20 protein-coding genes are annotated in these 21,407 nt (G+C 64.6%); 8 read left to right on the forward strand and 12 right to left on the reverse strand.

Annotation, left to right across the window (positions count from 1 at the left end):
• Positions 1-73 precede the first annotated feature (73 nt).
• The 4 genes from BLR13_RS18705 to BLR13_RS18720 all read right to left on the reverse strand — a co-directional run bounded on the left by BLR13_RS18705 (position 74) and on the right by BLR13_RS18720 (position 5,410).
• A complete protein-coding gene (locus tag BLR13_RS18705) occupies positions 74-2,272 on the reverse strand; it encodes an SLC26A/SulP transporter family protein (RefSeq protein WP_244525205.1) in 2,199 nt (732 codons plus the stop codon).
• A gap of 107 nt (positions 2,273-2,379) precedes the next feature.
• The gene (locus tag BLR13_RS18710; RefSeq protein ID WP_074820722.1) at positions 2,380-3,192 is read right to left on the reverse strand and encodes a crotonase/enoyl-CoA hydratase family protein; all 813 of its coding nucleotides are present in this window, start codon (positions 3,190-3,192) and stop codon (positions 2,380-2,382) included.
• A gap of 316 nt (positions 3,193-3,508) precedes the next feature.
• Positions 3,509-4,423, reverse strand: a complete 915-nt coding sequence (locus BLR13_RS18715; protein WP_074820720.1) for a phosphoribosylaminoimidazolesuccinocarboxamide synthase — start codon at positions 4,421-4,423, stop codon at positions 3,509-3,511.
• A gap of 69 nt (positions 4,424-4,492) precedes the next feature.
• Positions 4,493-5,410, reverse strand: a complete 918-nt coding sequence (locus BLR13_RS18720) for a pirin family protein (RefSeq protein WP_074820718.1) — start codon at positions 5,408-5,410, stop codon at positions 4,493-4,495.
• A gap of 185 nt (positions 5,411-5,595) precedes the next feature.
• On the opposite strand from BLR13_RS18720, the gene BLR13_RS18725 reads away from it, so the two are divergent.
• The 3 genes from BLR13_RS18725 (at position 5,596) to BLR13_RS18735 (ending at position 8,904) form a co-directional block, all read left to right on the forward strand.
• Positions 5,596-6,156, forward strand: coding sequence for a GNAT family N-acetyltransferase (locus BLR13_RS18725; RefSeq protein ID WP_074820716.1), 561 nt, complete (start codon positions 5,596-5,598; stop codon positions 6,154-6,156).
• 105 nt (positions 6,157-6,261) lie between these two features.
• Complete coding sequence (locus BLR13_RS18730; RefSeq protein WP_074820714.1) at positions 6,262-7,314, forward strand: helix-turn-helix domain-containing protein; 1,053 nt, start codon at positions 6,262-6,264, stop codon at positions 7,312-7,314.
• Positions 7,315-7,473: 159 nt separating this feature from the next.
• Positions 7,474-8,904 (forward strand): serine hydrolase domain-containing protein, encoded by a 1,431-nt coding sequence (locus BLR13_RS18735; protein WP_074820713.1) that lies wholly within the window; start codon positions 7,474-7,476, stop codon positions 8,902-8,904.
• 9 nt (positions 8,905-8,913) lie between these two features.
• Here BLR13_RS18735 and BLR13_RS18740 read toward each other — a convergent pair whose 3' ends face one another.
• A complete protein-coding gene (locus tag BLR13_RS18740) occupies positions 8,914-10,284 on the reverse strand; it encodes an MmgE/PrpD family protein (protein WP_074820712.1) in 1,371 nt (456 codons plus the stop codon).
• Positions 10,285-10,418: 134 nt separating this feature from the next.
• On the opposite strand from BLR13_RS18740, the gene BLR13_RS18745 reads away from it, so the two are divergent.
• Positions 10,419-11,540 (forward strand): FUSC family protein, encoded by a 1,122-nt coding sequence (locus tag BLR13_RS18745; RefSeq protein ID WP_074831354.1) that lies wholly within the window; start codon positions 10,419-10,421, stop codon positions 11,538-11,540.
• 53 nt (positions 11,541-11,593) lie between these two features.
• Here the strand turns inward: BLR13_RS18745 and BLR13_RS18750 are convergent, their stop codons facing one another.
• The 3 genes from BLR13_RS18750 to BLR13_RS18760 all read right to left on the reverse strand — a co-directional run bounded on the left by BLR13_RS18750 (position 11,594) and on the right by BLR13_RS18760 (position 14,521).
• Positions 11,594-12,067, reverse strand: coding sequence for a DUF2867 domain-containing protein (locus BLR13_RS18750; protein ID WP_074820710.1), 474 nt, complete (start codon positions 12,065-12,067; stop codon positions 11,594-11,596).
• On the reverse strand, positions 12,064-13,467 hold the full coding sequence (locus tag BLR13_RS18755) for an MATE family efflux transporter (protein ID WP_074820707.1): 1,404 nt from the start codon (positions 13,465-13,467) through the stop codon (positions 12,064-12,066). Before BLR13_RS18755 ends, BLR13_RS18750 begins: the two co-directional genes overlap by 4 nt.
• Positions 13,468-13,573: 106 nt before the next feature.
• Positions 13,574-14,521 carry a sensor histidine kinase gene (locus BLR13_RS18760; RefSeq protein ID WP_244525206.1) on the reverse strand — a complete coding sequence of 316 codons (948 nt, stop codon included), beginning with the start codon at positions 14,519-14,521 and terminating at the stop codon, positions 13,574-13,576.
• Between BLR13_RS18760 and BLR13_RS41760 the strand changes: the two genes are divergently transcribed.
• Positions 14,520-14,801 carry a hypothetical protein gene (locus BLR13_RS41760; RefSeq protein ID WP_244525207.1) on the forward strand — a complete coding sequence of 94 codons (282 nt, stop codon included), beginning with the start codon at positions 14,520-14,522 and terminating at the stop codon, positions 14,799-14,801. The genes BLR13_RS18760 and BLR13_RS41760 overlap by 2 nt on opposite strands.
• An 85-nt stretch (positions 14,802-14,886) precedes the next feature.
• On the opposite strand, the gene BLR13_RS18765 is transcribed toward BLR13_RS41760, so the two are convergent.
• A complete protein-coding gene (locus tag BLR13_RS18765; RefSeq protein WP_074820703.1) occupies positions 14,887-15,549 on the reverse strand; it encodes a response regulator transcription factor in 663 nt (220 codons plus the stop codon).
• Positions 15,550-15,756: 207 nt separating this feature from the next.
• Here BLR13_RS18765 and BLR13_RS18770 point away from each other — a divergent pair, with 207 nt between their 5' ends.
• Genes BLR13_RS18770 through BLR13_RS18780 form a run of 3 tightly spaced genes read left to right on the forward strand, consistent with a single transcriptional unit; the run spans position 15,757 to position 17,773 of the window.
• On the forward strand, positions 15,757-16,512 hold the full coding sequence (locus tag BLR13_RS18770) for a COG4705 family protein (RefSeq protein ID WP_074820701.1): 756 nt from the start codon (positions 15,757-15,759) through the stop codon (positions 16,510-16,512).
• 31 nt (positions 16,513-16,543) lie between these two features.
• Positions 16,544-16,948 carry a hypothetical protein gene (locus BLR13_RS18775; protein WP_074820699.1) on the forward strand — a complete coding sequence of 135 codons (405 nt, stop codon included), beginning with the start codon at positions 16,544-16,546 and terminating at the stop codon, positions 16,946-16,948.
• 51 nt (positions 16,949-16,999) lie between these two features.
• Positions 17,000-17,773, forward strand: coding sequence for a COG4705 family protein (locus BLR13_RS18780; RefSeq protein ID WP_074820697.1), 774 nt, complete (start codon positions 17,000-17,002; stop codon positions 17,771-17,773).
• A 27-nt stretch (positions 17,774-17,800) separates the two neighbouring features.
• Here BLR13_RS18780 and feoB read toward each other — a convergent pair whose 3' ends face one another.
• The 3 genes from feoB to murA all read right to left on the reverse strand — a co-directional run bounded on the left by feoB (position 17,801) and on the right by murA (position 21,401).
• A complete protein-coding gene (feoB, locus tag BLR13_RS18785) occupies positions 17,801-19,675 on the reverse strand; it encodes a ferrous iron transporter B (RefSeq protein ID WP_074820695.1) in 1,875 nt (624 codons plus the stop codon).
• Positions 19,676-19,679: 4 nt separating this feature from the next.
• Positions 19,680-19,937 (reverse strand): FeoA family protein, encoded by a 258-nt coding sequence (locus BLR13_RS18790; protein WP_074820692.1) that lies wholly within the window; start codon positions 19,935-19,937, stop codon positions 19,680-19,682.
• A gap of 165 nt (positions 19,938-20,102) precedes the next feature.
• Positions 20,103-21,401 (reverse strand): UDP-N-acetylglucosamine 1-carboxyvinyltransferase, encoded by a 1,299-nt coding sequence (gene murA, locus BLR13_RS18795; protein ID WP_074831352.1) that lies wholly within the window; start codon positions 21,399-21,401, stop codon positions 20,103-20,105.
• Between the last annotated feature and the right edge of the window lie 6 nt (positions 21,402-21,407).

The raw sequence follows: 21,407 nt of genomic DNA on the forward strand, positions 1-21,407 counted from the left end.
TCTCGAATCCTGTGAAGGAGATATCAGAGCATGCCGGCATCGATACGCAAAGCCCCGGCGGCCACCTGTCACGCTACCGCCGCAGCACCGCGATGGTGCGATTGGCGAACGTCAGCCGCTCCGCCATCACGGCGACGAAATAGGTCAGAAGTTTCTGCGCCAGCGCCGGGTCGTCTTCCTTGATGGCTTCGAACTGATGGGCGTTCAGCGCGTAGAGTACGCTGGCCACTTCGGCCTGGATCGTTGCACTTCGCGGCACATGCGCAATCAGGCCCATCTCGCCGATCGTGGTGTAGCGGCCAAGGCTGCGCACCCGTGTGGTGGCGCCCAGTGATGCCGGGATCATGATGCCGACCCGCCCGTCGAGAATGAAATACATGGAATCGGCGGCGTCGCCGGCATTGACGATGATCTCGCCGGTGTCGACCTCGATGCGCTGACAATGGTGGATCAACGTCGTCGCGTCTTCGTCGCTGCCGAGAATCTGGGTGAACCAGTCGCGTAAGCTGGCTTCTTCCTGCTCGAGGCCCTGATGTTCACTGATGATCTCGTTCTCGCACCGTTCCAGCGCATGATCGAGCTCGGGTACGATGCTGACGTCGCCGGAAATGAAGCCGCTCGACCGCAGCGCCTTTTCGGCGGCCGGGGCCAGATGCACCAGCAGCAGCTTGACGTCGCGGTCGTCGGCACTGCGCTTGATCTGGGCGAAGCTGTAAGCCGCGGACGAATCGATGCCGGTGACGAGCTTGAAGTCGAACACCAGATAGCGGCATTCGGGATGCCGCTGCAGCATCGCCTTGACGTATTGATAGAGCCGGTTGGCCGAACCGAAGAACAGATAGCTTTGCAGATTAAGGCCCTGGATCTTGCCGCCATACTCGGTCAGAAGCGCCTGGTCATCGCGGGAGCGATCCAGCGAACTGCGATACTCCTCGCCGTTGAAGCTGAACTTGATCGACTCGATTCGCGCCGCGCTGAGCGCAAACGTCGCGCAGCCGATCACGACGCCGATCAGGATGCCGGAAACGAAGCCCCATTTTGCGATAATGACGATGATCGCCAGCAGCGACAGATATTCCGCGATCGATAGCCGGCGTCGCGATTCGACGATCCATTTGTGCAATTGGTCGGCGCCGAGATAGATCAGGAGGCCGCCGAGCACGAATTTCGGCATGTAACCGAGCAGCATCGGCGCCGCCGCGAGCATCAGCGCGGAAACCGCCGCGACCGTCAGGCCGCTCAACCGGCCGATGCCGCCGGCATTGAAGCTGAGGATCGAGCGGCTGACCGAGACGCAGCCGGCATAGCCTCCCAGCGCGCCGGCCAGGATATTGGCGAGGCCGGCGACGTTCAGCTCCTGCTCGAGATTGGCCTCGCGCTGCGCCGCCACTTCGATCCCGGCGGTATTGAACAGCGTGCTGGTTGCCGTCACGAAAATGACCGCGACCAGGTCGCCCGAGAGATCCGGAAGCAGGTGCCACGGATAGTCTTCGATCGCGGCGGGATGCCATGGCAGCATGAAGGTGATCGACGGCGGCGGCTGAAAGGTCCAGCCCACCGCCTGGGCCTCGGTGGGTGAAATGCCGGCCAGCCAGAATGCAAGGTGGGCCGCGATCACGCCGCCGACCAGGATGACCGGCAAACCAAACGGAGTGCGCGAACGGTGCCAGGTCATATACAACACCAGCGCCATCACGCAGGCCGCGCCCAGCTCCGACAAGGTCGTCGGATTGGCAAATTGGCCGAGCGTGGCGAATTGCAGGCGATGTCCGGTGATCACCCTGATTGCACCGAGAACGATCAGCAGGCCGGTGGCGCCGAGAAAGCCGCCGACCACGGGATAGGGCACATAGCGGATGGCGCGGCCCATGCGCGTGATGCCGAAGCCGCAGAGCACGATACCGGTCACGACCGTCGAAAGACCGAGCGTGATCAGCACCGGCACCAGCAGTGGCGCCGAGGGATCGGCGGCCGTCATTCGCTCGACCAGCGACGAGGTCAGGATCGCAGATACCGCTGCGGTAGAGCTTTCCGGCCCGGCGATCGCGAATGGCAGGGAACTGCCGAGCGCCACCACGGTGGCGAGCACGGCCGACGCGATGAAGGTCGAGGCCACGCCGTAGGAAAGATAGGGCGAAAGCGGACCCGCAAAGATCAGCAGCGCGTAGGACAGGCCGAAGGTGATGGTCAGGACGCTGGCGGCGGCGCCGCCGAGGACGTCGTTAAGCGCGCCGCGTACGCCCGGATTGAATCTACTGGATCGACTGATCACGCCCGCGCCTGCCCCCAAACGTCAGCCCCAGTGGTAGCCGAGGGTAGCGCACTGCGCCAACAACATTTTTATGACAGCTTGTGACCGGTATGAACGGTACACTGGCGTCAGCCGTTGCCGACGTCCCCGCCGCCGCCGAACGCGCCATGCCTGCCAATCCCGGAGGTAAATCGCGCCGCGCCCGACAGCGTCTCGCCCGAAGCGATCACCTCGAGGCCGCCGCGCATCTCGTTGGCGATGGCGTCTTCCTCCCCGAGATCCCACTGTCGCAGCGCCGACAACCGGTCGGCGCGCATGCAGGTCTGCGGGAAGCGCGCGATGTCCTTTGCCAGTTGAACCGCCTGCGTGCGGCTCTCGCCTTTCGCCACCAGGCGATTGGCAAGCCCCATGCGCAACGCTTCCGGTCCGCCGACCGGGCGTCCGGTCAGGATCAGGTCCATCGCCTGGGAATGGCCGATCAGCCGCGGCAGCCGGACGGTGCCGAGATCGATCAGCGGCACGCCGAAGCGCCGGCAGAACACACCGAAGGTGGCGTCCTCGGCGACCACGCGCATGTCGGCCCACAGCGCCAGCTCCATGCCGCCGGCTACCGCAAAGCCTTCGATCGCTGCGATCACCGGTTTCGACAGCCGCAGCCGGCTCGGCCCCATCGGCGCAATGCTGTCGTGGCCGCCGATCTCGCGCTTCTTGTTGGGATCGTCCGCCGCCACCGCCTTGAGGTCGGCGCCGGCGCAGAAAGTGCCGCCGGTGCCGGTGAACACCGCGACCGAGGCCGTTTCGTCGGCATCGAAGGCCAGAAAAATATCGTACAGCTTTCGCGCGGTCGCGCCGTCAACGGCGTTGCGGCAATGCGGACGGTTGATGGATACGATGGTCACGGGGCCATCGCGTTCGACCAGCACGGCGTCGGGCTCGTTCATGTCAGGCGTCCTCGGTTATGATTTTGTGGGGCGAGCCTAGCGCATGACGGTATTGAATTAAACGACGGTCGTGTCCCGGACGCGGTGCAGCGTGTAACGCTGCTCCGCAGAGCCGGGACCTACGTTCGCGGTGCATGGACCCCGGATCAGCAGTGCGCCACGCCGCAAGCGCGGCGCGTTGCGCTGCATCCGGGGAACGCAGACCTGTCGAATCCATTCAATGCCATCGCGAACAAAGGCGAGGCGGATGGTGGGCACGGCGCAAGTGCGCCTTTGCCCACCCTACGACAGCATCGCGCGGAGAAGCGTCAGTGCATCACACCTTCAGCTCATGCCCCGTCACGCGCCGATACGCTTCGAGATAGCGCTGGCTGGTGGCATCGACGACGCTGGCCGGCAGCGGCGGGGGCGGGGCGTCGCCGTTCCAGCGGCCGGCCTTCCTCTCGGCGTCGAGATAGTCGCGCAGCGGCTGCTTGTCGAAGCTCGGCTGGCCCTGGCCGGGTTGGTAGACGTTGACAGCCCAGAACCGCGAACTGTCGGGGGTCATCACCTCGTCGATCAGAATGATGCGGCCGTCGCTGTCGCGGCCGAATTCAAACTTGGTGTCGGCGATGATGATGCCTTGCTTGCGGGCGGTCTGTTCGCCGAAGGTGTAGACCGTGCGCGCCATGCCTTCCAGCGCGGTCGCGACGTCATGGCCGAGCACTTCGCGCACGCGCGCGACCGTGATGTTCTCGTCATGGCCGGTCTCGGCCTTGGTCGCCGGGCTGAAAATCGAAGGCTCGAGCTTCTCGCTCTCGACCAGTCCGGCTTTCAGCTTCTCGCCGGCGAGCGTGCCCGACGCGGCATATTCCTTCCAGGCCGAGCCCGAGATGTAGCCGCGGATCACGCACTCGACCGGGAACACCGTGGTGCGCCGGCACAGCATCGCGCGGCCCACGATATCGGCGCGATGATTTTTCAGCGCCGGTACCTCGCGGATGATTTCGTCGGCGTCGGCGCTGATCATGTGATGCGGCACCACGCCTTCGAGCTGGCGGAACCACCAGGCGCTGATTTGCGTGAGCACCGCCCCCTTCATCGGGATGGTCTCGGCCATCACGACGTCGAACGCGCTGATACGGTCGGTGGTCAGCAGCAGCACGCGGTCGTCGCCGACGGCATAGATATCGCGCACCTTGCCGCGCCCGATCCGTGGCAAGGGCAGGTCGCTGGCGAGCATCGCGTTCATCAGGTCATGCTTTCAGGCAGGCGCCCGCGCGCGGACGCGAGGGCGAAAAGGAGAAGGCCGAGCTTTAGCTTACTCCGGCAGCGGAATGAACTCGTGTTCCTGGGGAACATGGGCAAAACGGCCGGTTTTCCAGTCCTGTTTGGCCTGTTCGATCCGCTCCTTGCTGGAGGAAACGAAATTCCACCAGATATGGCGCGGGCCTTCCAGCGCGTCGCCGCCGAGGAACATCATCCGCGTCGGCTTGACCGCCTTCACCGTGATGCGGTCGCCGGGCCGGAAGATCAGGAGGCGCGGCCCCTCGTAGCGCTCGTTCGCAATCTCGACCTCGCCCTCGACGAGGTAGATCGCGCGCTCCTCATGATCGGGATCGAGCGGCACGCTGGTGCCGGCCTGCGCGTTCACCTCGGCGTAAAACCAGGGCGACACCATGCTGACCGGCGATTTCAAGCCGAACGAACTCCCTGCGATGATCCGAGCGGTGAAGCCGTTATCCGTCACCGTCGGCAGGCTTTCGGCGGCGTAGTGCTGGAACGACGGCGCGATTTCCTCTGAGCCGATGGGCAGCGCGATCCAGCTTTGCAGGCCGAGCATCTTCTGGCCGTCGCGGCGCTGCACGTCGGGCGTCCGTTCGGAATGCGCGATGCCGCGGCCGGCGGTCATCAGGTTCATCGCGCCGGGCTGGATCTCCTGGATATTGCCCTCGCTGTCGCGGTGCATGATGCTGCCGTCGAACAGATAGCTGACAGTGGCAAGCCCGATATGCGGATGCGGGCGAACGTCCATGCCCCTGCCGGCGATGAACTGCATCGGGCCGAAATGATCGAAGAAGATGAAGGGCCCGACCATCTGCCGCTTGCCATGCGGCAGCGCGCGCCGCACCGCAAACCCGTCGCCGAGGTCGCGGGTGCGCGGCACGATGACGAGTTCGAGCGCGTCGCAGGTTTTGGGATCGCCGAGCACGGGATCTTCAGACGGTTGCCAGCTCATGGGGGACTCCTTTGTTCTTTCGACGATCATACTCTATCCGTCGTCCCGGCCAAGCGAAGCGCGAGCCGGGACCCATACTCCGTGTCCTATCGTTCAACGCAAATGGAAGATATCATTCTAACAACTAATAACTATGGCTATGGGTCCCCGCCTTCGCGGGGACGGCATGGGAGGATGTTGAAATAATGATCGCTCCACTCAGGCCCGGCGTCACGCCGGCGCACAGCCCCGTCATCGAGACCGAACGGCTGCGGTTGCGGCAATGGCAGGGCAGCGACATGGCGCCGTATACCGCGATGCTGTCCGATCCCGGCACCGCGCGCTTCATCACCGTCGACGGCAAGCCTGTGATCGACGAGATGACCGGCTGGCGTCATACGGTGGTGATGGCCGGACACTGGGTCATCCACGGCGCCGGCATGTTCGTGGTCGAGGAAAAATCGTCGGGCCAATTTGCCGGGCGAGTCGGGCCGTGGCGGCCGCCGGGCTGGCCCGGCTTTGAAGTCGGCTGGGGCATCGCCAAGGAATTTCGTGGCAAAGGTTATGCGGTGGAAGCGGCTCGGGCCTCGATCAACTGGTCGTTCGCGACCTACGACATCGACCGCATCGTTCACTGCATCGACTGCGAGAATGTCGGCTCGCAAGGCGTGGCGCGCAAGCTCGGGGCCAAAACCGAAGGCGAGATCGAATTGTTCGGTCATGTCGCCGACCTCTGGGTCACCCACCGCGCGACGTGGCAAGGTTAGCACTAAGCAGGTTGGCGCTTTAAATTGAACGTCCTGAAATTGAACGTTTTAGCGAACTGCACTAACTTCATCAGGCGCGGATGACCGCGCAACCGGACTGAGTCGATGCCGCTTGCGACCCTCGATATCGCCTTGCGCGGCGCCACGGTGGCGCTGCTGCTGGTGCTCGCCGCGTCGCTGTTTCGCGGGTTCGGCACCGTGCTCGCCGGACGGCTGGCCGCGGCGTTTGCGTTGGGCTCGGTGGCGCATGCGGTGAGCTACTCGATCGGATCGATATCGCAGGTCACGATCGCGCATGCGCCGCTGATCGCGCTGTCGACCGGCAATGTCGTGGTGTTCTGGCTGTTCACGCGCGCGCTGTTCGACGAGACCTTCAGGCTGCGCGCGTGGCATGGGCTGGTGTGGGCGGCGGTGGCGGCGTTCAGCTTCGCCAATTGCCTGTGGATCGCGCCGGCCCACGGCGGCAGCGTGCGGCTGTCGATCGTCGCGGTCAATCTGATCGCGCTCGGCTTCATCATCCTGGCCGTCGCGCAGACCATCGCCTCCTGGTCGTCGGATCTGGTCGAGCGCCGCCGTGGCGTCCGCGTCTTCATCGTCGGCGCCGCCGCGCTGTATGGCGGGCTGAATGCGATCCTGCAGATTCTCTGGTCCGGCGGCGGCTCTGAGGCCGCCAACACGGTGAATTCGGTGGCGCTGGCCGCCGTGGTTGCCGCAATCTCGTTTGCGATGATGCGCGTCGACGGCGCCGAGCTGTTTCCGGCCGCGCCTGAGGCGCAAACAGAGCCGGTCGGTGCGGATGCGGGTGCGGATCAAAAACTGGTCGATGCGCTGATGCGGCTGATGGCGGACGAGCGGATCTACCGTCATGAAAATATCAGCATCGGCACGCTGGCGACCAAACTGAAAATTCCCGAATACCGGTTGCGGCGGCTGATCAACCAGCGGCTCGGTTATCGCAATTTCAATGTGTTCCTCAATGCGCACCGGATTGCCGAGGCGAAAGCAGCACTCGCCGATCCCAGCCAGGCCGAAGTCCCCGTCATTACCATTGCGATGGACGCCGGATTCCAGTCGCTCGGGCCGTTCAACCGTGCCTTCAAGGCGACCACCGGCGTGACGCCATCGGAATATCGAAAGCTGAAGGCCAGCGCGACCTAACCTTATTTCATTGTAATTATTGAATTATTTCGGAATCGGCGAGGCGCGTCAACATTCCGGCTACGGCGATTTCCAAATCCGGCGAGCGGCCCGCCGCACTTCGTCGTCAATGGCCGGCACGCGCTGATGCGTCATGCCGGAGAGCCCCAAATGCCTCAAATGACCCGACGAAATCTCATCCTGATCCTCGCCGCCACCACGGCGCTCGGCGCGCTGGCGATGTCCGCCGCGCGGGCCCGCGATGTGCCAAAGGTCGCGACCGGCTTCATGGCCAATATCCTCTGTTCGGAAACCTTCGTGTCGGGCCTTCAGCCGGAAAAGACATTGTCGGAAACTACGGATGCGATGCCGGGCGCCAACCTCATCGCCTGGGCGATGGATTACAGGGTTGATCGCGCGCGCCGCGATGTCACGGTGAACTTGTTCGGCCTCGGCAAGAGCCACGCGGTCCATCGCGAGGGCCTCGGCTGCTATCTCGATCATGGCGATGCGGTCGCCGAAGTCTCGGTGCCTTCAGCCGATCCCAGGCAGCCGGCACTGTTGCCCGATATTGCAGGTCCAGCTGTGGTCACGCCAGCAACGCCGCAATTGGCCTCAGCGCTCGATCGCGCGTTCGCCGAGCCGGAGCAGCCGCCGCATCGCCACACCCGCGCGGTGGTGGTGCTGAAAGACGGTCACGTCGTCGCCGAACGCTATGCCGAGGGCTTTGGCATCGATACGCCGATCCTCGGCTTCTCCGCGACCAAGTCGGTGATCTCGGCGCTGACAGGCATTCTGGTGCGCAAGGGCGCGCTCACGCTCGACAAGCCTGTGCCGGTCGCGGCATGGCAGGGCGCCGCCGATCCGCGGGGCGCGATCACGGTCGATCACCTGCTGCGTCACACCGCTGGGCTCGCGATCGGCAGTTCGCTCGAGGCTTCGCTCGGTGCTGCGTTCGAGCCGGTCAATCGCATGAAGTTCATGGAATCGGACATGGCCGGTTATGCCGAGAGCCTCGATCTCGCGACGCTGCCGGGCAGCGTCTGGAATTACAATGACGGCAATTTCGTCATTCTCTCGCACCTGATCCGCAATGCGGCTGGCGGCAAGGCCGCCGATGTCATCCGCTTCGCGCGACAGGAACTGTTCACGCCGCTCGGCATGCGCAACGTCACGATCGAGTTCGACGCGTCGGGCAATCCGGAGGGGTCGAGCCAGATGCTGGCGAGCGCACGCGATTGGGCGCGCTTCGGCGCTCTGTATCTCAACGATGGTGTGGCCGGCGGCAAGCGCCTCCTGCCGGAGGGCTGGGTGAACTATTCGGCCTCGCCGACCAAAAATGCCTGGGTCGGCTACGGTGCCGGCTTCTGGACCAATCTCGGCGACAGCTTTGGTGCGTCCTACCGCGTCGAGCACGGCTGGCCGCGCGATGCCTTCTTCGCCAAGGGCACGATCGGGCAATACGTGATCATCATCCCGTCGGAGCGGCTGGTGATCGTGCGTCTCGGCCGCTCGCCGAACTGGCCGCCGGAAGCCGACGGCGTGTTCGATCTCGTGCGCGACGTCGTCGCCGCGACCGGCAACAAGCCCAGGCTGGCAGGGAGTAATTGACGGACGGCTCTATTGCCGGCCGAGCTGGGTCGCCGTCGCGACGCGGTCGAATCGCTCGAGCGAGAGGATCGCGTCGGCGAGCTGGTCGGCGCGGCCGTTCAGCACCGGGCGAGCCAGCGTGAGGAATTTCTGCTGCATCGCCTGCGCGTCCGGAAACGAATCCGGCTCGCCGGACGGGTCGGCATAGAGCCGCTCATGCACGCCGTCATCGGTGGTGATCGACACGCGCGCGCCGAACGGATGGGTGCGGCCGATCTCGAGGCGATCGTCCTGCACCACGTCGAACTTGTCGGCCAGCGCATTGACGGCGGCGTCGCCGAGCCGCTCGTAATCGTCCCAGCCGAACCGGCCCTGGTCCAGCGCCAGCGCGCCGGTGAAGAACATCGAGAACTGTCCGCCGACGATCGAGGTCGGATGGCGCTTGGTGGCCGCGTCGCCCGTCAGCGTGATGCCGTTGCGATGCAGGCCGATCTCGACGCGCTTGACTTGGTCCGGCGTCAGGTTGTGCTCCCGGCGCATCGCGATCAACGCATCGAGGGCGGCATGGGTATAGCGGCAGCTCGGATAGGGTTTTACGCCGATCCTCAGTGTCTCGTAAGTCTTGCCGAGCCCGGCGGTCGCCTTGTCGGGATGCGCGTTGTCGGTGTAGCCGACCAGCAGGCCATGCTTGCCCTCGACGGATTCGGACGAACCGACGAAATCGTTGCGCGCCAGGGTAGCGGCGATCACGCCGTTCATCGCGGCGGCGCCGACCTGGTAGCGCTTGTTCCAGGCGCCATTGACCAGAAATTGCAGCGAGCCCGCCGCCTGGCTGCCGGAAACGCCGAAGGCCGAGATGATCTGGTCCTTCGACAGGCCGAACAGCTTTCCCGCCGCCGCCGCCGCGCCATAGGTACCTGCGGTCGCGGTCGGGTGAAAACCTTTCGCATAATGCGAAGTGGGATCGAGCGCGTTGCCGAGCCGGCAGCACACTTCATAGCCCGCCACGATCGCGGTCAGCACGTCGCGGCCGGAGGCGCCGACCATTTCACCGACGGCGAAGGCCGCCGGCACCACCGGCGCGCTCGGATGCAGCGAGGAGTCGGCGTGGGTGTCGTCGAAATCAAGCGAATGGCCGAGCGCGCCGTTGAGCAAAGCGGCGACCGCGGGCGTCCAGGTCTTGCTGTCGCCGAACACGGTGGCCTCGCCCTTGCCGTCCAGCGCCAGCGCCTCGAGCATTTTCAACAGCGATTCCGTCGATTCCGCGTCGCGCCGTGCCCGGATCGTGCTGCCGAGGAAGTCGAGCGTCAGCACCTTGGCGCGCTCCAGCACCTCACGCGGGATATCGGTAAATTTCAGGTCGGCGACATAGGCTGCCAGCGTTGCGGTTTCATGGGCCATCGTGTTTCCTCGATTTTACTAAACAGGGTAGGCGGGCTGAATTGACCTTTCAAGCCGCCATTGGGCCCGGGCATCAGCTATGCTTGGGGTCGTGTACCATGGATAAGTCGGCAGGATCTGGAACGCGGCGCATGATGGCCTTCGTAAAACGCATGCTCGGATCGCTCTGGGCCCGTAAAGTGCAACTGGCGCTCGCGGTCAGGATCGCGGTGGCGGCTGTTGCCGCCTACGTGGTCGCGGTCGCATTGCATCTGATGCTGCCGCTGTGGGCGGTGCTGACATCGCTGATCGTCAGCCAGATGAGCGTCGGCCGGTCGCTGAAGGCAACCCGCGACTATATGCTCGGCACGATCGGCGGCGCGATCTATGGCGGCTCCATCGCGGTGCTGATCCCGCATTCAGGCGAGGGCAGCTTGCTGGCGCTGCTGGTGTTGGCGGTGACGCCGCTGGCCTTCATCGCCGCCATCAATCCAAGCCTGAACTCCGCGACGGTGACCGCTGTGATCGTGCTGCTGGTCCCGACCATGAACCATGCCAACCCGCTCGATTCGGCGTTCGATCGCGTCATCGAGGTCACCGTCGGCGCGCTCACCGGCTTGCTGGTGTCGTTCCTGGTGCTGCCGTCACGGGCGATCAGCCAGATCCGCGCCAACGCGGCGACGTTGCTGGACCTGCTCGCCGCTGCCTTCGCCGAATTGCTGGCGGGGCTGACGCGCGGCCTCGACAACGATGCCCTGCACCGGATTCAGGACGGCATCGGCACGGCGGTGACCGGCCTGCACGCGATGGGCACTGAAGCCGAGCGCGAGCGTGCGGCGCATCTGTCGGGCGGCCCGGACACCGGCCCGTTGCTGCGCACCATCCAGCGGCTGCGCCACGATGTCGTGATGATCGGTCGCGCCAGCGTGGTCCCGCTGCCCGCGAATGTGCAAACGCGTCTGGCGCGGCCGCTGTCCGATATCAGCACGGCGATCGTCGACTTCATGCGCGCGGTCGCCGCATCCCTGCGTAGCGGCAGTGGCAGCGGCACGGTGGAGATCCAGTCCGTCGATGACGCGCTACATGCTTACGCGGCTGAAGTCGCCGCCGTGCGCAGCGAGGGCTTGATCCGCGGCCTGCCCGGCGATGTCGCCGAACGATTCTTCGCGCTGGGATTCTCGCTGGAGCAGATGCGACAGAATCTGAACGATCTCGACCGTTGTCATGATGAGTGGTGCGGAGCACAGCTTACGAAGCAGGCCGATACGAAGAGCTAGTTCACGGCGAACGACGCTTCAGGCCCTCCAAGCGGATTAAGGATGTGTTCGGCTCAGCCGGCAACCTGGCGCAGCAAGGTCGGCGCGATCAGCCGGTGAAACGGCATGATGATGGTAAGGTAGGTCCGGCCGAACCAGTTATGGGTCTTGACCAGTGTGGTGAGGGTGACCTGCCTGACGCCTTCGGGGGCGGTCACGTCGATCACGACGCGAAAGTCGAGATGGCTGTCGTTGAAGCCGGCGATCAGACGATCCGGGGTTTCGCTCAGCACCGGAAAGATCCCGATCATGCCCCTTGGCGCCGGCGCGCCCTCGCCGGAAGGCTTCAACCCCAGCGGCGACACCACAAAATTGCGCAGCGACACCAGCGCGTCCACCCAGCGCGGCTGGCTCGCCAGCATGCGCTCCGCGGCATGCCGCGCATCCAGATTGCGGTCTCCGGTTTCGACACGGAAGGCATCGGCGAATTGCGCGCCGGCCAGCAGCGCATCGGTGTCAACTGCCGGTGTGATTTCCTGAACTGTCATTGGAAGACCAGCTTGCGCGCCAGGAAGCGAAACCGCAAGAGCAGAAGCGTGGCATAAACCGCGGTCCCGACCGACAGCCCGATCCAGACGCCGACCGCGCCCAACGGCGTGTGGAAGGCGAGCCACCAGGCGCTGGGGAAGCCGATCAGCCAATAGCTGATGGTGGCGAACACCAGCGGCAGGCGGGTGTCGTTCATGCCGCGCAGCGATCCGGCGGCAATGGTCTGGATGGCGTCGGCGACAAAGAAGGTCGATCCGACCAGCAGCAATGTCGCGGACAGCTCCGCCGTGGCGTCGGTGCTCTCGCCGAGAAAAATTGTCGCGATCCCGAACCGGCTGAGAATCACGGCCAGTGTTAGAGCTGCGCCGATGGCGATGCCGAGCCATGTCGCCACCAGCCCGGCACGGCGAACCCCGCTCGCATCGCGGCGGCTGATGGCGTGGCCGACCCGCACCGTGGCGGCAATGCTGATGCCGAACGGCACCATGAACAGGATCGCGGCGACCTGCAGCGCGATCTGATGCGCCGCCAGTGCCGTCATGCTGATCACGCCCATCAGAAGCCCAGCGGCGCCGAACAGGCCGTATTCGAGCAGGAACGAAATCGAGATCGGTGCACCGATCACGACGAGTTGCCGCATCAGGCCCCAGTCGACGCGCCAGACATGCCCGAGGGCGTGAAATTTCCGGAACGGACGGCGGCGCGCGACAAACCACAGCGCCGCCAGCAGCGTGCCGAAATTGACGATCGAGGTCGCGAGCCCTGCACCGAACAGCCCGAGGTTCGGCAGGCCGAACGCCCCGTACAGCAGCAGATAGACCAGCAGCGCATTGGCCGGGATCGCGGCCAGCGTGATCCACAGGATCGGCTCCGGCCGGTTGACCGCGCTCATGAAGCCGCGGATCGCCAGAAACCACAGGGCGGGCAGGATGCTCCATGTCAGCCCGAGCAGATATTGCTGCGCCAGATTGGCGGCCACCGGCGACTGTCCCAGCATCAGCAGGATCTGCTCGCCGCGGAACGACAGCGCCATCATCGGCAGTGCGATGAACAAAGCGGCCCACAGGCCGACGCGGAGCGAACGGCGGATGCCGTGCGGATTGCGGGCGCCGAACGCCTGCGCTGCCAGCGGCGCGACAGCGGAGACCAGCCCCATGCCAAAGGTGAAGCTGACGAAGTAGACGGTGTGCGCCAGTGACGCTGCGGCCACGGCCTCGCTGCCGAAGCGGCCGATCAGGGCAATGTCGGTCGTCATCATCGCGATCTGCCCGAGCTGCGTCAGCGCGATCGGGACGGCAAGCTTCAGCGTCTCGCCGAGTTCGGCGGCGAGATGATGGCTGCCCGTCATCGCGGCAGTCGGCGCGATCGATGCAGTTTCGATTTTGTCTGATAGGGCCATACGAAAAACACCAGCATTGTCGCGCGGTATCGCCGCGGTTCATTCCGCCGGTGCCGGTCTGTTTAACGGATAGCGCAAAGCGTGCAATCACGATTAATTGCGAAAACTAGGAAATTACAGCGGGCATTCGGACCGTCGCACGGAGACCCGTCGCGCCGGCGGAAGCGACGTTTTGAACGGTTACGACGCCACCAAGATTGTCGACGATCCGCTTGACGATCGACAAGCCCAGCCCGGAGCCTTCGCCCTGATGCCGGGTCCCGCGAAAAAACGGTTCGAAAATGCGATCGAGATCCTCCGGTGGGATTCCCGGCCCGGTGTCCTCGACCGTGAGCGTGGCGCCATCGCGGCCGCACTGTACGGAAATATCGATCTTTCCGCCCCGAGGTGTGTGCCGAAGGGCATTGTCGAGAATATTTCGGATCAGGATCTCGATCATCAGCGGCTCGGCATCAATCCGGCACGGCTGAATTTCATCGAAACCCAGATCGATTCCTTTTTCCGCCGATTCCGGCAGCAGGTCGGCGACGACGTTGCGCGCGCAGCGGTCCAGCTCGACCACAGCCGCCGGAACAGCCGGGTCGAAGTCGTGGCGCGCAAGGGTCAATAGTTGTTCGAGCAGGCGGCTGGTGCGCCGTGCCCCTTGCTTGAGCGCATCAAGGCGTTCCGCGCTCTCCTGCGACAATACGACCTGGTCCAGGTTTTCGGCCTGTAACGTCAAGGCGGTGATGGGCGTTCGCAATTCGTGCGCGGCGTCGGCCATGAAACGGCGCTGGCGCTCGACCATGACTTGAATGCGTCGCAACAGGCGGTTGATCGAGGCGATGAAGGGCCGCAACTCCTGTGGCACGCCGTCAAGCGCCAGCTCCTCGAGATCGTCCGCGCGCCGGGTGTCGAGTGTTTCCGCGATGCTGGTCATCGGGCGCAACGATTGGCGGACCAGGATGGCGGTCACCAGCAACATCAACGGGACAAGCAGCAGCAGCGGGACGACGGTATGGAAGGCGCTCGCGGTTGCAATCTCCTCGCGCACGGAAGTGGGTTGTCCGACCATGACCCGGCTGCCGTCGGCCCTGGTGCGGATCAACACCCGCCATCGCTCGCGTCCGCGCGCGACATCGCGGAGGCCGTCGTCGAGCGTCAGCAGTAGTCCGCCCGCAGCCGCATTGTCGCTGCGCCTTCCCAATTCCTCGATGACCAGCCGGTTCTCGGCGTCGACGCCGTTGCCGGGCGCCGCTGGCGTCATCTTCGTTTCAAAGCGACCGTCGATCGCCAGCGCTGCAATCTGGGTCAGCGTGGCATCCTGCATTTCGATCGCCTCGTCGAAGGCGTAGCGGAAAGCGAAGAAGCCGGCCGCGGCGCAGGTCACAGCGACCATGGCCGTCAGTCCGACAAAAAGGCGGCCACGAAGCGAGGGGGTCATGAAGGCTTGTCCACCATCCATCCGACGCCCCGGACATTCCGGATAACCTGCGGCCCAAGCTTCTTGCGGATGGCGTGGATCAGGAACTCGACGGCGTTGCTTTCGACCTCCTCGTTCCAGCCGTAGATCGTCCGTTCCAGTTCGCCGCGCGACAAGATGCTGCCGGGCCGCATCAGCAGCGCCTGGAGAAGTGCGAACTCCCGCGCCGTCAGCGCTGCCGTTTCGTCCCGGTGCGATGCCGTGTGCGTGGCGGGATCGAGCGTCGTTTCGCCGTTGCTCAGGATAGGCGAGGCGCCGCTGCCCTGCCTGCGCAGCACCGCGCGCATCCGCGCCAGCAACTCGCGGATTTCAAACGGCTTCACCAGATAATCGTCGGCGCCGAGGTCGAGCCCTTCGATTCGGTCCTCCAGTCCGTCTCGCGCCGTCACGATGATGACGGGCAGCCGTTCACGCTTCGCGCGAAATTGACGCAATACCTCGCGGCCGTCGGCGAGCGGCAGCCCGAGGTCGAGCAGCGCGACGTCGTAACTCTCGATCCCGGCAGCCTCGATTGCGGTAACGCCGTCGGTGACCCAATCGACCGCGTATGCGGCATCCTTGAGCGCCTGCACCACGGCGGCCCCGATCATCCGGTCATCTTCCACGACGAGCACGCGCATCAGGGGCCTTTCCATCAACCCGTCAGTGTCCGGCGCGACACTTAGGAGGAGCTTAGCGCCGCCTGTGGGCCGGCTCGAGCGATTTCCGGAACAAGACCGGCCGCTAAGTTGCTCCTAAGTCGCCCGCTTCAGGTTGCTCCGGCGAATGCGCAGGGTGATCCCTGAAGGAGAACGAGCGTGCCGGAACCGAAGATTTTGAGAGAGCCGATGCTGAACAAGGTTCCGGGTATCACGCTCGCATTCTGGATCATCAAGATCATGTCCACAACCGTCGGAGAAACCGGCGCGGACTATCTGGCGAAGAACGTCGGTCTCGGAACCGTGATGACGGACGCCATCATGGCGTCGCTGCTGACGGCAATGCTGGTCGTTCAATTGTTGAAGCGGAGCTATGTGCCCTGGGTCTACTGGTTGACCGTCGTCCTGGTCAGTGTGGTCGGTACGCAGATTACGGATGCGCTGACGGACGGGCTCGAAGTCAGTCTGTATCTCAGCACCACGGTGTTTGCCATGGCGCTCGCGGCCACCTTTGCGGTCTGGTACGCGAGCGAGCGGACGCTGTCGATCCATACGATTGTTACGACCCGGCGTGAGTTGTTCTACTGGGCAACGATTCTGTTCACCTTCGCGCTGGGTACCGCCGCCGGCGACCTCGCGACAGAGGCACTCGGTCTGGGGTTCAATGTCGGCGTTATCGTGTTCAGCGCCGTTATCGCCGCGCTTGCCGCCGCCTGGTACCTCGGCGCCAATCCGGTCCTGACGTTCTGGTTGGCTTATATCGTCACGCGGCCGCTGGGCGCATCGCTCGGCGATCTGCTGTCGCAGTCGCGCGAATATGGCGGACTCGGGTTCGGTACGGTCTCCACCAGCGCCATCTTTCTATCCGTCATTATCGTGCTCGTGTCGTGGATCAGCTGGCAGACGCCGGCCGTCGAGCAGCGCGGGGACGGTTATCGCGTGTGATGCTTGAACGTTTCAAAAAAGGAGAAGCCAAATGAAGAAGACCTGTCTCGTGGCCGCGACCATTATCCTGTCGATGGCGAACGTGAATTTTTCGAAGCCGCCGCTCCAGCGCGTAACCTTCATTGCGGACGTCGAAGCGGCGATGTCGTCGAAGCTCGGCGACCTGACCGCGTTCCGGACCATCGCGGTCGATACGTCCGCGCTGGTCGATAAGGGCGATCTGGCTGCCGCCAAGACCCGGGTCAAGGATCTCGAGACCAAATGGGATGACGCCGAAGCAGGGCTGAAGCCGCGTGCGGCCGCCGATTGGCACATCGTGGACAAGGCGATCGACCGGGTGCTGTCCGAACTTCGCGCCGGCACGCCCGATGCGGCGAAGTGCAAGGCGGCGATCGCCGATCTCCTGAACGTGATGGACTCGGTCGGAAAGACCTGAGCCAGCCGACGTTGAAGACCGGGTGGACAGGCCATGCAAACAAGGTAACCGATGCCATATGAAAATAGCGACACCATCGCCAAGGTCCCCGCCGTCACGCTCGGCTTCTGGATTATCAAGATCATCGCGACGACACTCGGAGAGACGGGCGGCGACGCGGTTTCGATGACGCTGAATTGGGGCTATGCGCTCAGCAGCGCCTTGTTTATCGGCCTATTCGTTGTTGCCGTCGCCGCCCAGATTGCCGCGAAGCGTTTCCATCCCTTCCTGTATTGGGCGGTGATCATCGCGACCACCACGGCGGGGACGACGATGGCGGATTTCGCCGATCGCTCGCTCGGCATCGGATATCCCGGCGGGGCGCTGATCCTGTTCGGTTGTCTGATGGCATCCCTCGGCGTCTGGTACTGGCAGGCCGGATCGATCTCGGTCGAAACGGTCGCCTCACCGAGGATCGAAATGTTCTACTGGACCGCAATCCTGTTCTCTCAGACGCTCGGTACGGCGCTCGGCGACTGGATGGCCGATACCAATGGGCTGGGATATGAACGCGGCGCGCTCGTGTTCGCGATCGGATTGATCGCCGTCGCCGTCGCATATTTCTTCACCGAGATTTCCCGCACGCTGCTGTTCTGGGCCGCCTTCATCCTGACGCGGCCACTCGGCGCCACCGTCGGCGATTTTCTCGACAAGCCGCTCGCGAACGGCGGATTAGCCTTCGGACGCTTTTATGCGTCGGCGATCCTTGCCGCGCTGATCGTGGGGTTGATTGTGCTTCTGCCGCAGCGAGCCGGAAGGCATCCGGCGACTGTTTCCGAAACTTGAACAGGTGGCGCCGGATCGCTGCTTCGGTCAACCCGCGCCGAGGGCCAAAGCGAGATGGTAGGCGAGAAACGACCCGGCATAGGCCAGCGCCAGCATGTAGCCGAAGGTGACGGCCATCCATTTCCAGCTGCCGGTCTCGCGGCGGATCACCGCGAGCGTCGACGCGCATTGCGGCGCAAATATATACCAGACCAGCAGCGACATCGCGGTGGCGAGGCTCCAGTTGTGGGCAAGGACCTCGCCGATCCGGTCGGCGGCTTCCTTGCCGCCCTCGATCGCGTAGACCGTTCCCAGCGCCGCGACCGCGACTTCGCGGGCGGCCATGCCGGGGATCAGCGCGACCGCGATCTGCCAGTTGAAGCCGAGCGGCGCCAGCGCAGGCTCGATGGCATGGCCGATGATGGCGGCGAGGCTGTAATTGATGGCAGGACCTTCCGCGCCCGCCGGCGGCTGCGGGAACGACGCCAGAAACCAGATCAGCACCATCATCGAGAAGATCGTCGTTCCCGCGCGGTACAGGAACGCCTTGGCGCGCATGTAGATGCCGAGCGCGATGCTTTTGGCGCGCGGCAATTTGTAATCCGGCAGCTCCATCATGAACGGCGAGGGCTCGTAGTCCCGTCCCATCACGAATTTGGCGACGAACGATACCGACAGCGCACTGGCGATGCCGGCGGCGTAGAGGCCGAACATCACCAGGCCCTGAAGATTGATCAGGCCAAGCACCTCGCGTTGCGGAACGAAGGCGGAAATGATCAGCGTGTAGACCGGGATCCGGGCCGAGCAGGTCATCAGCGGCGCGATCAGGATCGTGGTCAGCCGGTCGCGACGGTTGTCGATGACGCGCGCGGCCATGATTCCGGGAATCGCGCAGGCAAAGCTCGACAGCAACGGGATGAAGGCGCGGCCATGCAGCCCGGCGCCGCCCATGATGCGATCCATCAGGAACGCGGCGCGCGCCATGTAGCCGAAATCCTCCAGCATCAGGATGAAGAAGAACAGGATGATGATCTGCGGCAGGAATACGATGACACTGCCGACCCCGGATATGACGCCGTTCTGCACAAAACTCTGCAGCAAGCCGTCCGGCAGGATCGAATGCGCCAGTTGGCCGAGCCCGGCGAAGCCCTCCGACAGCGATTCCATCAGCGGCTGGGCCCAGCTGAAGACGGCCTGGAACATGACGAACAGGATCGTCAGCAGGATCAAGAGGCCGGCGACCGGCTGCAGCACCACGGAATCGATCCGGTTGGTCAGATTATCGGGCTTCGCAGGCGCCGAGACGCAGGCTGCAATAATCCGGTCGGCATCCCGTTGCAGCGCGCGGAGTTCGGACGTCGAAAGCGGCCGCCAGGTATTGGAGGTGACGCCGACGGGGGGCATTGGCGCGAAGGTGTCGAGGCGCTGCAACAGCTCGGCGGTGCCGCCCCTGCGGACCGAAACCGCTGTCGTCACGGGGATGCCGAGTTCCAACGTGAGGCGATCGGTATCGATCGTGATGCCGCGGTGGCGCGCCAGGTCGAACATGTTGAGAACCAGCAGCATCGGCCGGCCGACGCGCTTCAGCTCCAGAACCAGGCGGATGCTGAGGCGGAGATTGGTGGAGTCGGCGACACAGACGATGCAGTCGGGCGCGGCTTCGTCCCGTCTGCCGAGAACCACGTCGCGCGTGATTTCCTCGTCCGGACTGCGGCCCCGGAGCGAATAGGTGCCGGGCAGGTCGACGATCGCGACGCTGCGCCCGGCCGGCGTCACAAACGCCCCCGATTTTCGCTCGACGGTCACGCCCGGATAATTGGCGGAGCGCTGCCGGCTGCCGGTGAGGGCGTTGAACAATGCGGTCTTGCCGCTGTTCGGCGTTCCGACCAGTGAGAGATTCAGCGGTGTGAGTTGCGCGTCCATCGGATCAATCGACGAGTACAGCCATCGCCTCGCGCCGGCGGATCGCAACGGTTGCGTTATTGACGCGAACCGCGATCGGGTCGCGGCCGAACATGCCTTCGTGAAGCACCTCGACCCGCGCATCTTCCACGAAGCCCATCTCGATCAGGCGGCTTTCCAGTTCCACGGGCGCCAGCACGGAAGCGCAAGCGGCGGCGTCGATGGCGCGTATCCGGCCGATGAAGCCGCGCTGGGCCTGTCCGAGCGACAAGGTCTTGGTCATGGAGTGGGCTCGATGTCGATGGAGGATCTGGAGCGTAGATAGGCTAATTCCGGGTGCAGCGTGCGACCGCACCGGCTCCGTAATTTAGAATCCCTATAAGTTAAGACGGGAATATTCCGATGAAGCGGCATTTGGCGCGCATTTGCCGGAATCCGTGGCTGCGCTTTAATGGCTGTCGCGCGCCGGCACGCGGGTGATCCGGGCGCCCAGCGCATTGAGCCGCTCCTCGATCCGTTCATAACCGCGCTCGATCTGGTCGGCGTTGTTGATGGTCGAGGTGCCCTCTGCGGCCACGGCGGCCAGCAGCATGGCCATGCCGGCGCGGATGTCGGGCGACGTCATCAGCGCGCCGCGCAGCCGGCTCGGGCCCGCCACGATCGCCCGGTGCGGATCGCACAGCACGATGCGCGCGCCCATCGAGATCAGCTTGTCGACAAAGAACATCCGCGACTCGAACATCTTCTCGAACATCAGGATGACGCCGTCGCACTGGGTCGCGGTGACGATCGCGATCGACATCAGGTCGGCCGGGAACGCCGGCCATGGCTGATCCTCGAGCTTTGGAACATGGCCGCCGAAATCGTCGTGGATCTTCATGGTCTGGCCGGACGGCACCACGAGGTCGTCGCCTTCGACGCCGCAGACGATGCCGAGCCGCTCAAAGCCCATCCGGATCGAGCGCAGGTGCTCGACGCCGGCCCGCGCGATACGCAGCGGCGACCGCGTCACCGCCGCCAGCCCGATCAGCGAGCCGACCTCGATATGGTCGGGCTGGATCACGTAACGTGCGCCGCCGAGCTTCGCCGGGCCGTGTATGATGATGGTGTTGGTGCCGATGCCCTCGATCCTGGCGCCGAGCGCAACCAGGAAATGGGCAAGGTCCTGCACATGCGGCTCGGAGGCGGCGTTGCGCAGATGGGTGGTGCCGTGGGCGGCGACGGCGGCGATCAGTGCGTTCTCGGTGGCGGTGACGCTGGGCTCGTCGAGGAAGACGTCGGCGCCCTTGAGGCGGGTGGCGCGGAATTCAAGCCGGTGGGTCGCGGTGACGGTCGCGCCGAGCTGTTCGAAGGCGAGGAAATGCGTATCGAGGCGGCGGCGGCCGATGACGTCGCCGCCGGGCGGCGGCAGCGCCACCTCGCCGCAGCGGGCCAAGAGCGGCCCGGCCAGCAGGATCGAGGCGCGGATGCGCGCGCAAAGTTCCGGATCGAGATCGGCGGCGCGGACATCCTTGGCATGGATCTCCAGCGTATTGCGTTCCAGCCATTCGGCGGACGCGCCGACCGAGCGGATCAATTCGACCAGCGTCTCGGTATCGCGGATACGCGGAACATTCTCCAGCGTGACCTTGTGCTCGGTGAGCAGAGCCGCGGCGATGATCGGCAGCGCGGCATTCTTGTTGCCGGACGGCTCGATCGTGCCGCCAAGCCGGTGGCCGCCTTCGACGATGTATTGAACGGGCGCCACGGGTGC

Origin of the sequence: Bradyrhizobium ottawaense (genome assembly GCF_900099825.1) — a bacterium.
GTDB lineage: Bacteria > Pseudomonadota > Alphaproteobacteria > Rhizobiales > Xanthobacteraceae > Bradyrhizobium > Bradyrhizobium ottawaense_A.

Excerpts from the sequence above, each read along its gene's own strand:
- BLR13_RS18710 (WP_074820722.1), bottom strand. The coding sequence starts at position 3,192 with ATGAACGAGCCCGACGCCGTGCTGGTCGAACGCGATGGCCCCGTGACC.
- BLR13_RS18715 (WP_074820720.1), bottom strand. The coding sequence starts at position 4,423 with ATGAACGCGATGCTCGCCAGCGACCTGCCCTTGCCACGGATCGGGCGC.
- BLR13_RS18720 (WP_074820718.1), bottom strand. The coding sequence starts at position 5,410 with ATGAGCTGGCAACCGTCTGAAGATCCCGTGCTCGGCGATCCCAAAACC.
- BLR13_RS18725 (WP_074820716.1), top strand. The coding sequence starts at position 5,596 with ATGATCGCTCCACTCAGGCCCGGCGTCACGCCGGCGCACAGCCCCGTC.
- BLR13_RS18730 (WP_074820714.1), top strand. The coding sequence starts at position 6,262 with ATGCCGCTTGCGACCCTCGATATCGCCTTGCGCGGCGCCACGGTGGCG.
- BLR13_RS18735 (WP_074820713.1), top strand. The coding sequence starts at position 7,474 with ATGACCCGACGAAATCTCATCCTGATCCTCGCCGCCACCACGGCGCTC.
- BLR13_RS18740 (WP_074820712.1), bottom strand. The coding sequence starts at position 10,284 with ATGGCCCATGAAACCGCAACGCTGGCAGCCTATGTCGCCGACCTGAAA.
- BLR13_RS18745 (WP_074831354.1), top strand. The coding sequence starts at position 10,419 with ATGGCCTTCGTAAAACGCATGCTCGGATCGCTCTGGGCCCGTAAAGTG.
- BLR13_RS18750 (WP_074820710.1), bottom strand. The coding sequence starts at position 12,067 with ATGACAGTTCAGGAAATCACACCGGCAGTTGACACCGATGCGCTGCTG.
- BLR13_RS18755 (WP_074820707.1), bottom strand. The coding sequence starts at position 13,467 with ATGGCCCTATCAGACAAAATCGAAACTGCATCGATCGCGCCGACTGCC.
- BLR13_RS41760 (WP_244525207.1), top strand. The coding sequence starts at position 14,520 with ATGACCCGGCTGCCGTCGGCCCTGGTGCGGATCAACACCCGCCATCGC.
- BLR13_RS18760 (WP_244525206.1), bottom strand. The coding sequence starts at position 14,521 with ATGGTCGGACAACCCACTTCCGTGCGCGAGGAGATTGCAACCGCGAGC.
- BLR13_RS18765 (WP_074820703.1), bottom strand. The coding sequence starts at position 15,549 with ATGCGCGTGCTCGTCGTGGAAGATGACCGGATGATCGGGGCCGCCGTG.
- BLR13_RS18770 (WP_074820701.1), top strand. The coding sequence starts at position 15,757 with ATGCTGAACAAGGTTCCGGGTATCACGCTCGCATTCTGGATCATCAAG.
- BLR13_RS18775 (WP_074820699.1), top strand. The coding sequence starts at position 16,544 with ATGAAGAAGACCTGTCTCGTGGCCGCGACCATTATCCTGTCGATGGCG.
- BLR13_RS18780 (WP_074820697.1), top strand. The coding sequence starts at position 17,000 with ATGCCATATGAAAATAGCGACACCATCGCCAAGGTCCCCGCCGTCACG.
- feoB (WP_074820695.1), bottom strand. The coding sequence starts at position 19,675 with ATGGACGCGCAACTCACACCGCTGAATCTCTCACTGGTCGGAACGCCG.
- BLR13_RS18790 (WP_074820692.1), bottom strand. The coding sequence starts at position 19,937 with ATGACCAAGACCTTGTCGCTCGGACAGGCCCAGCGCGGCTTCATCGGC.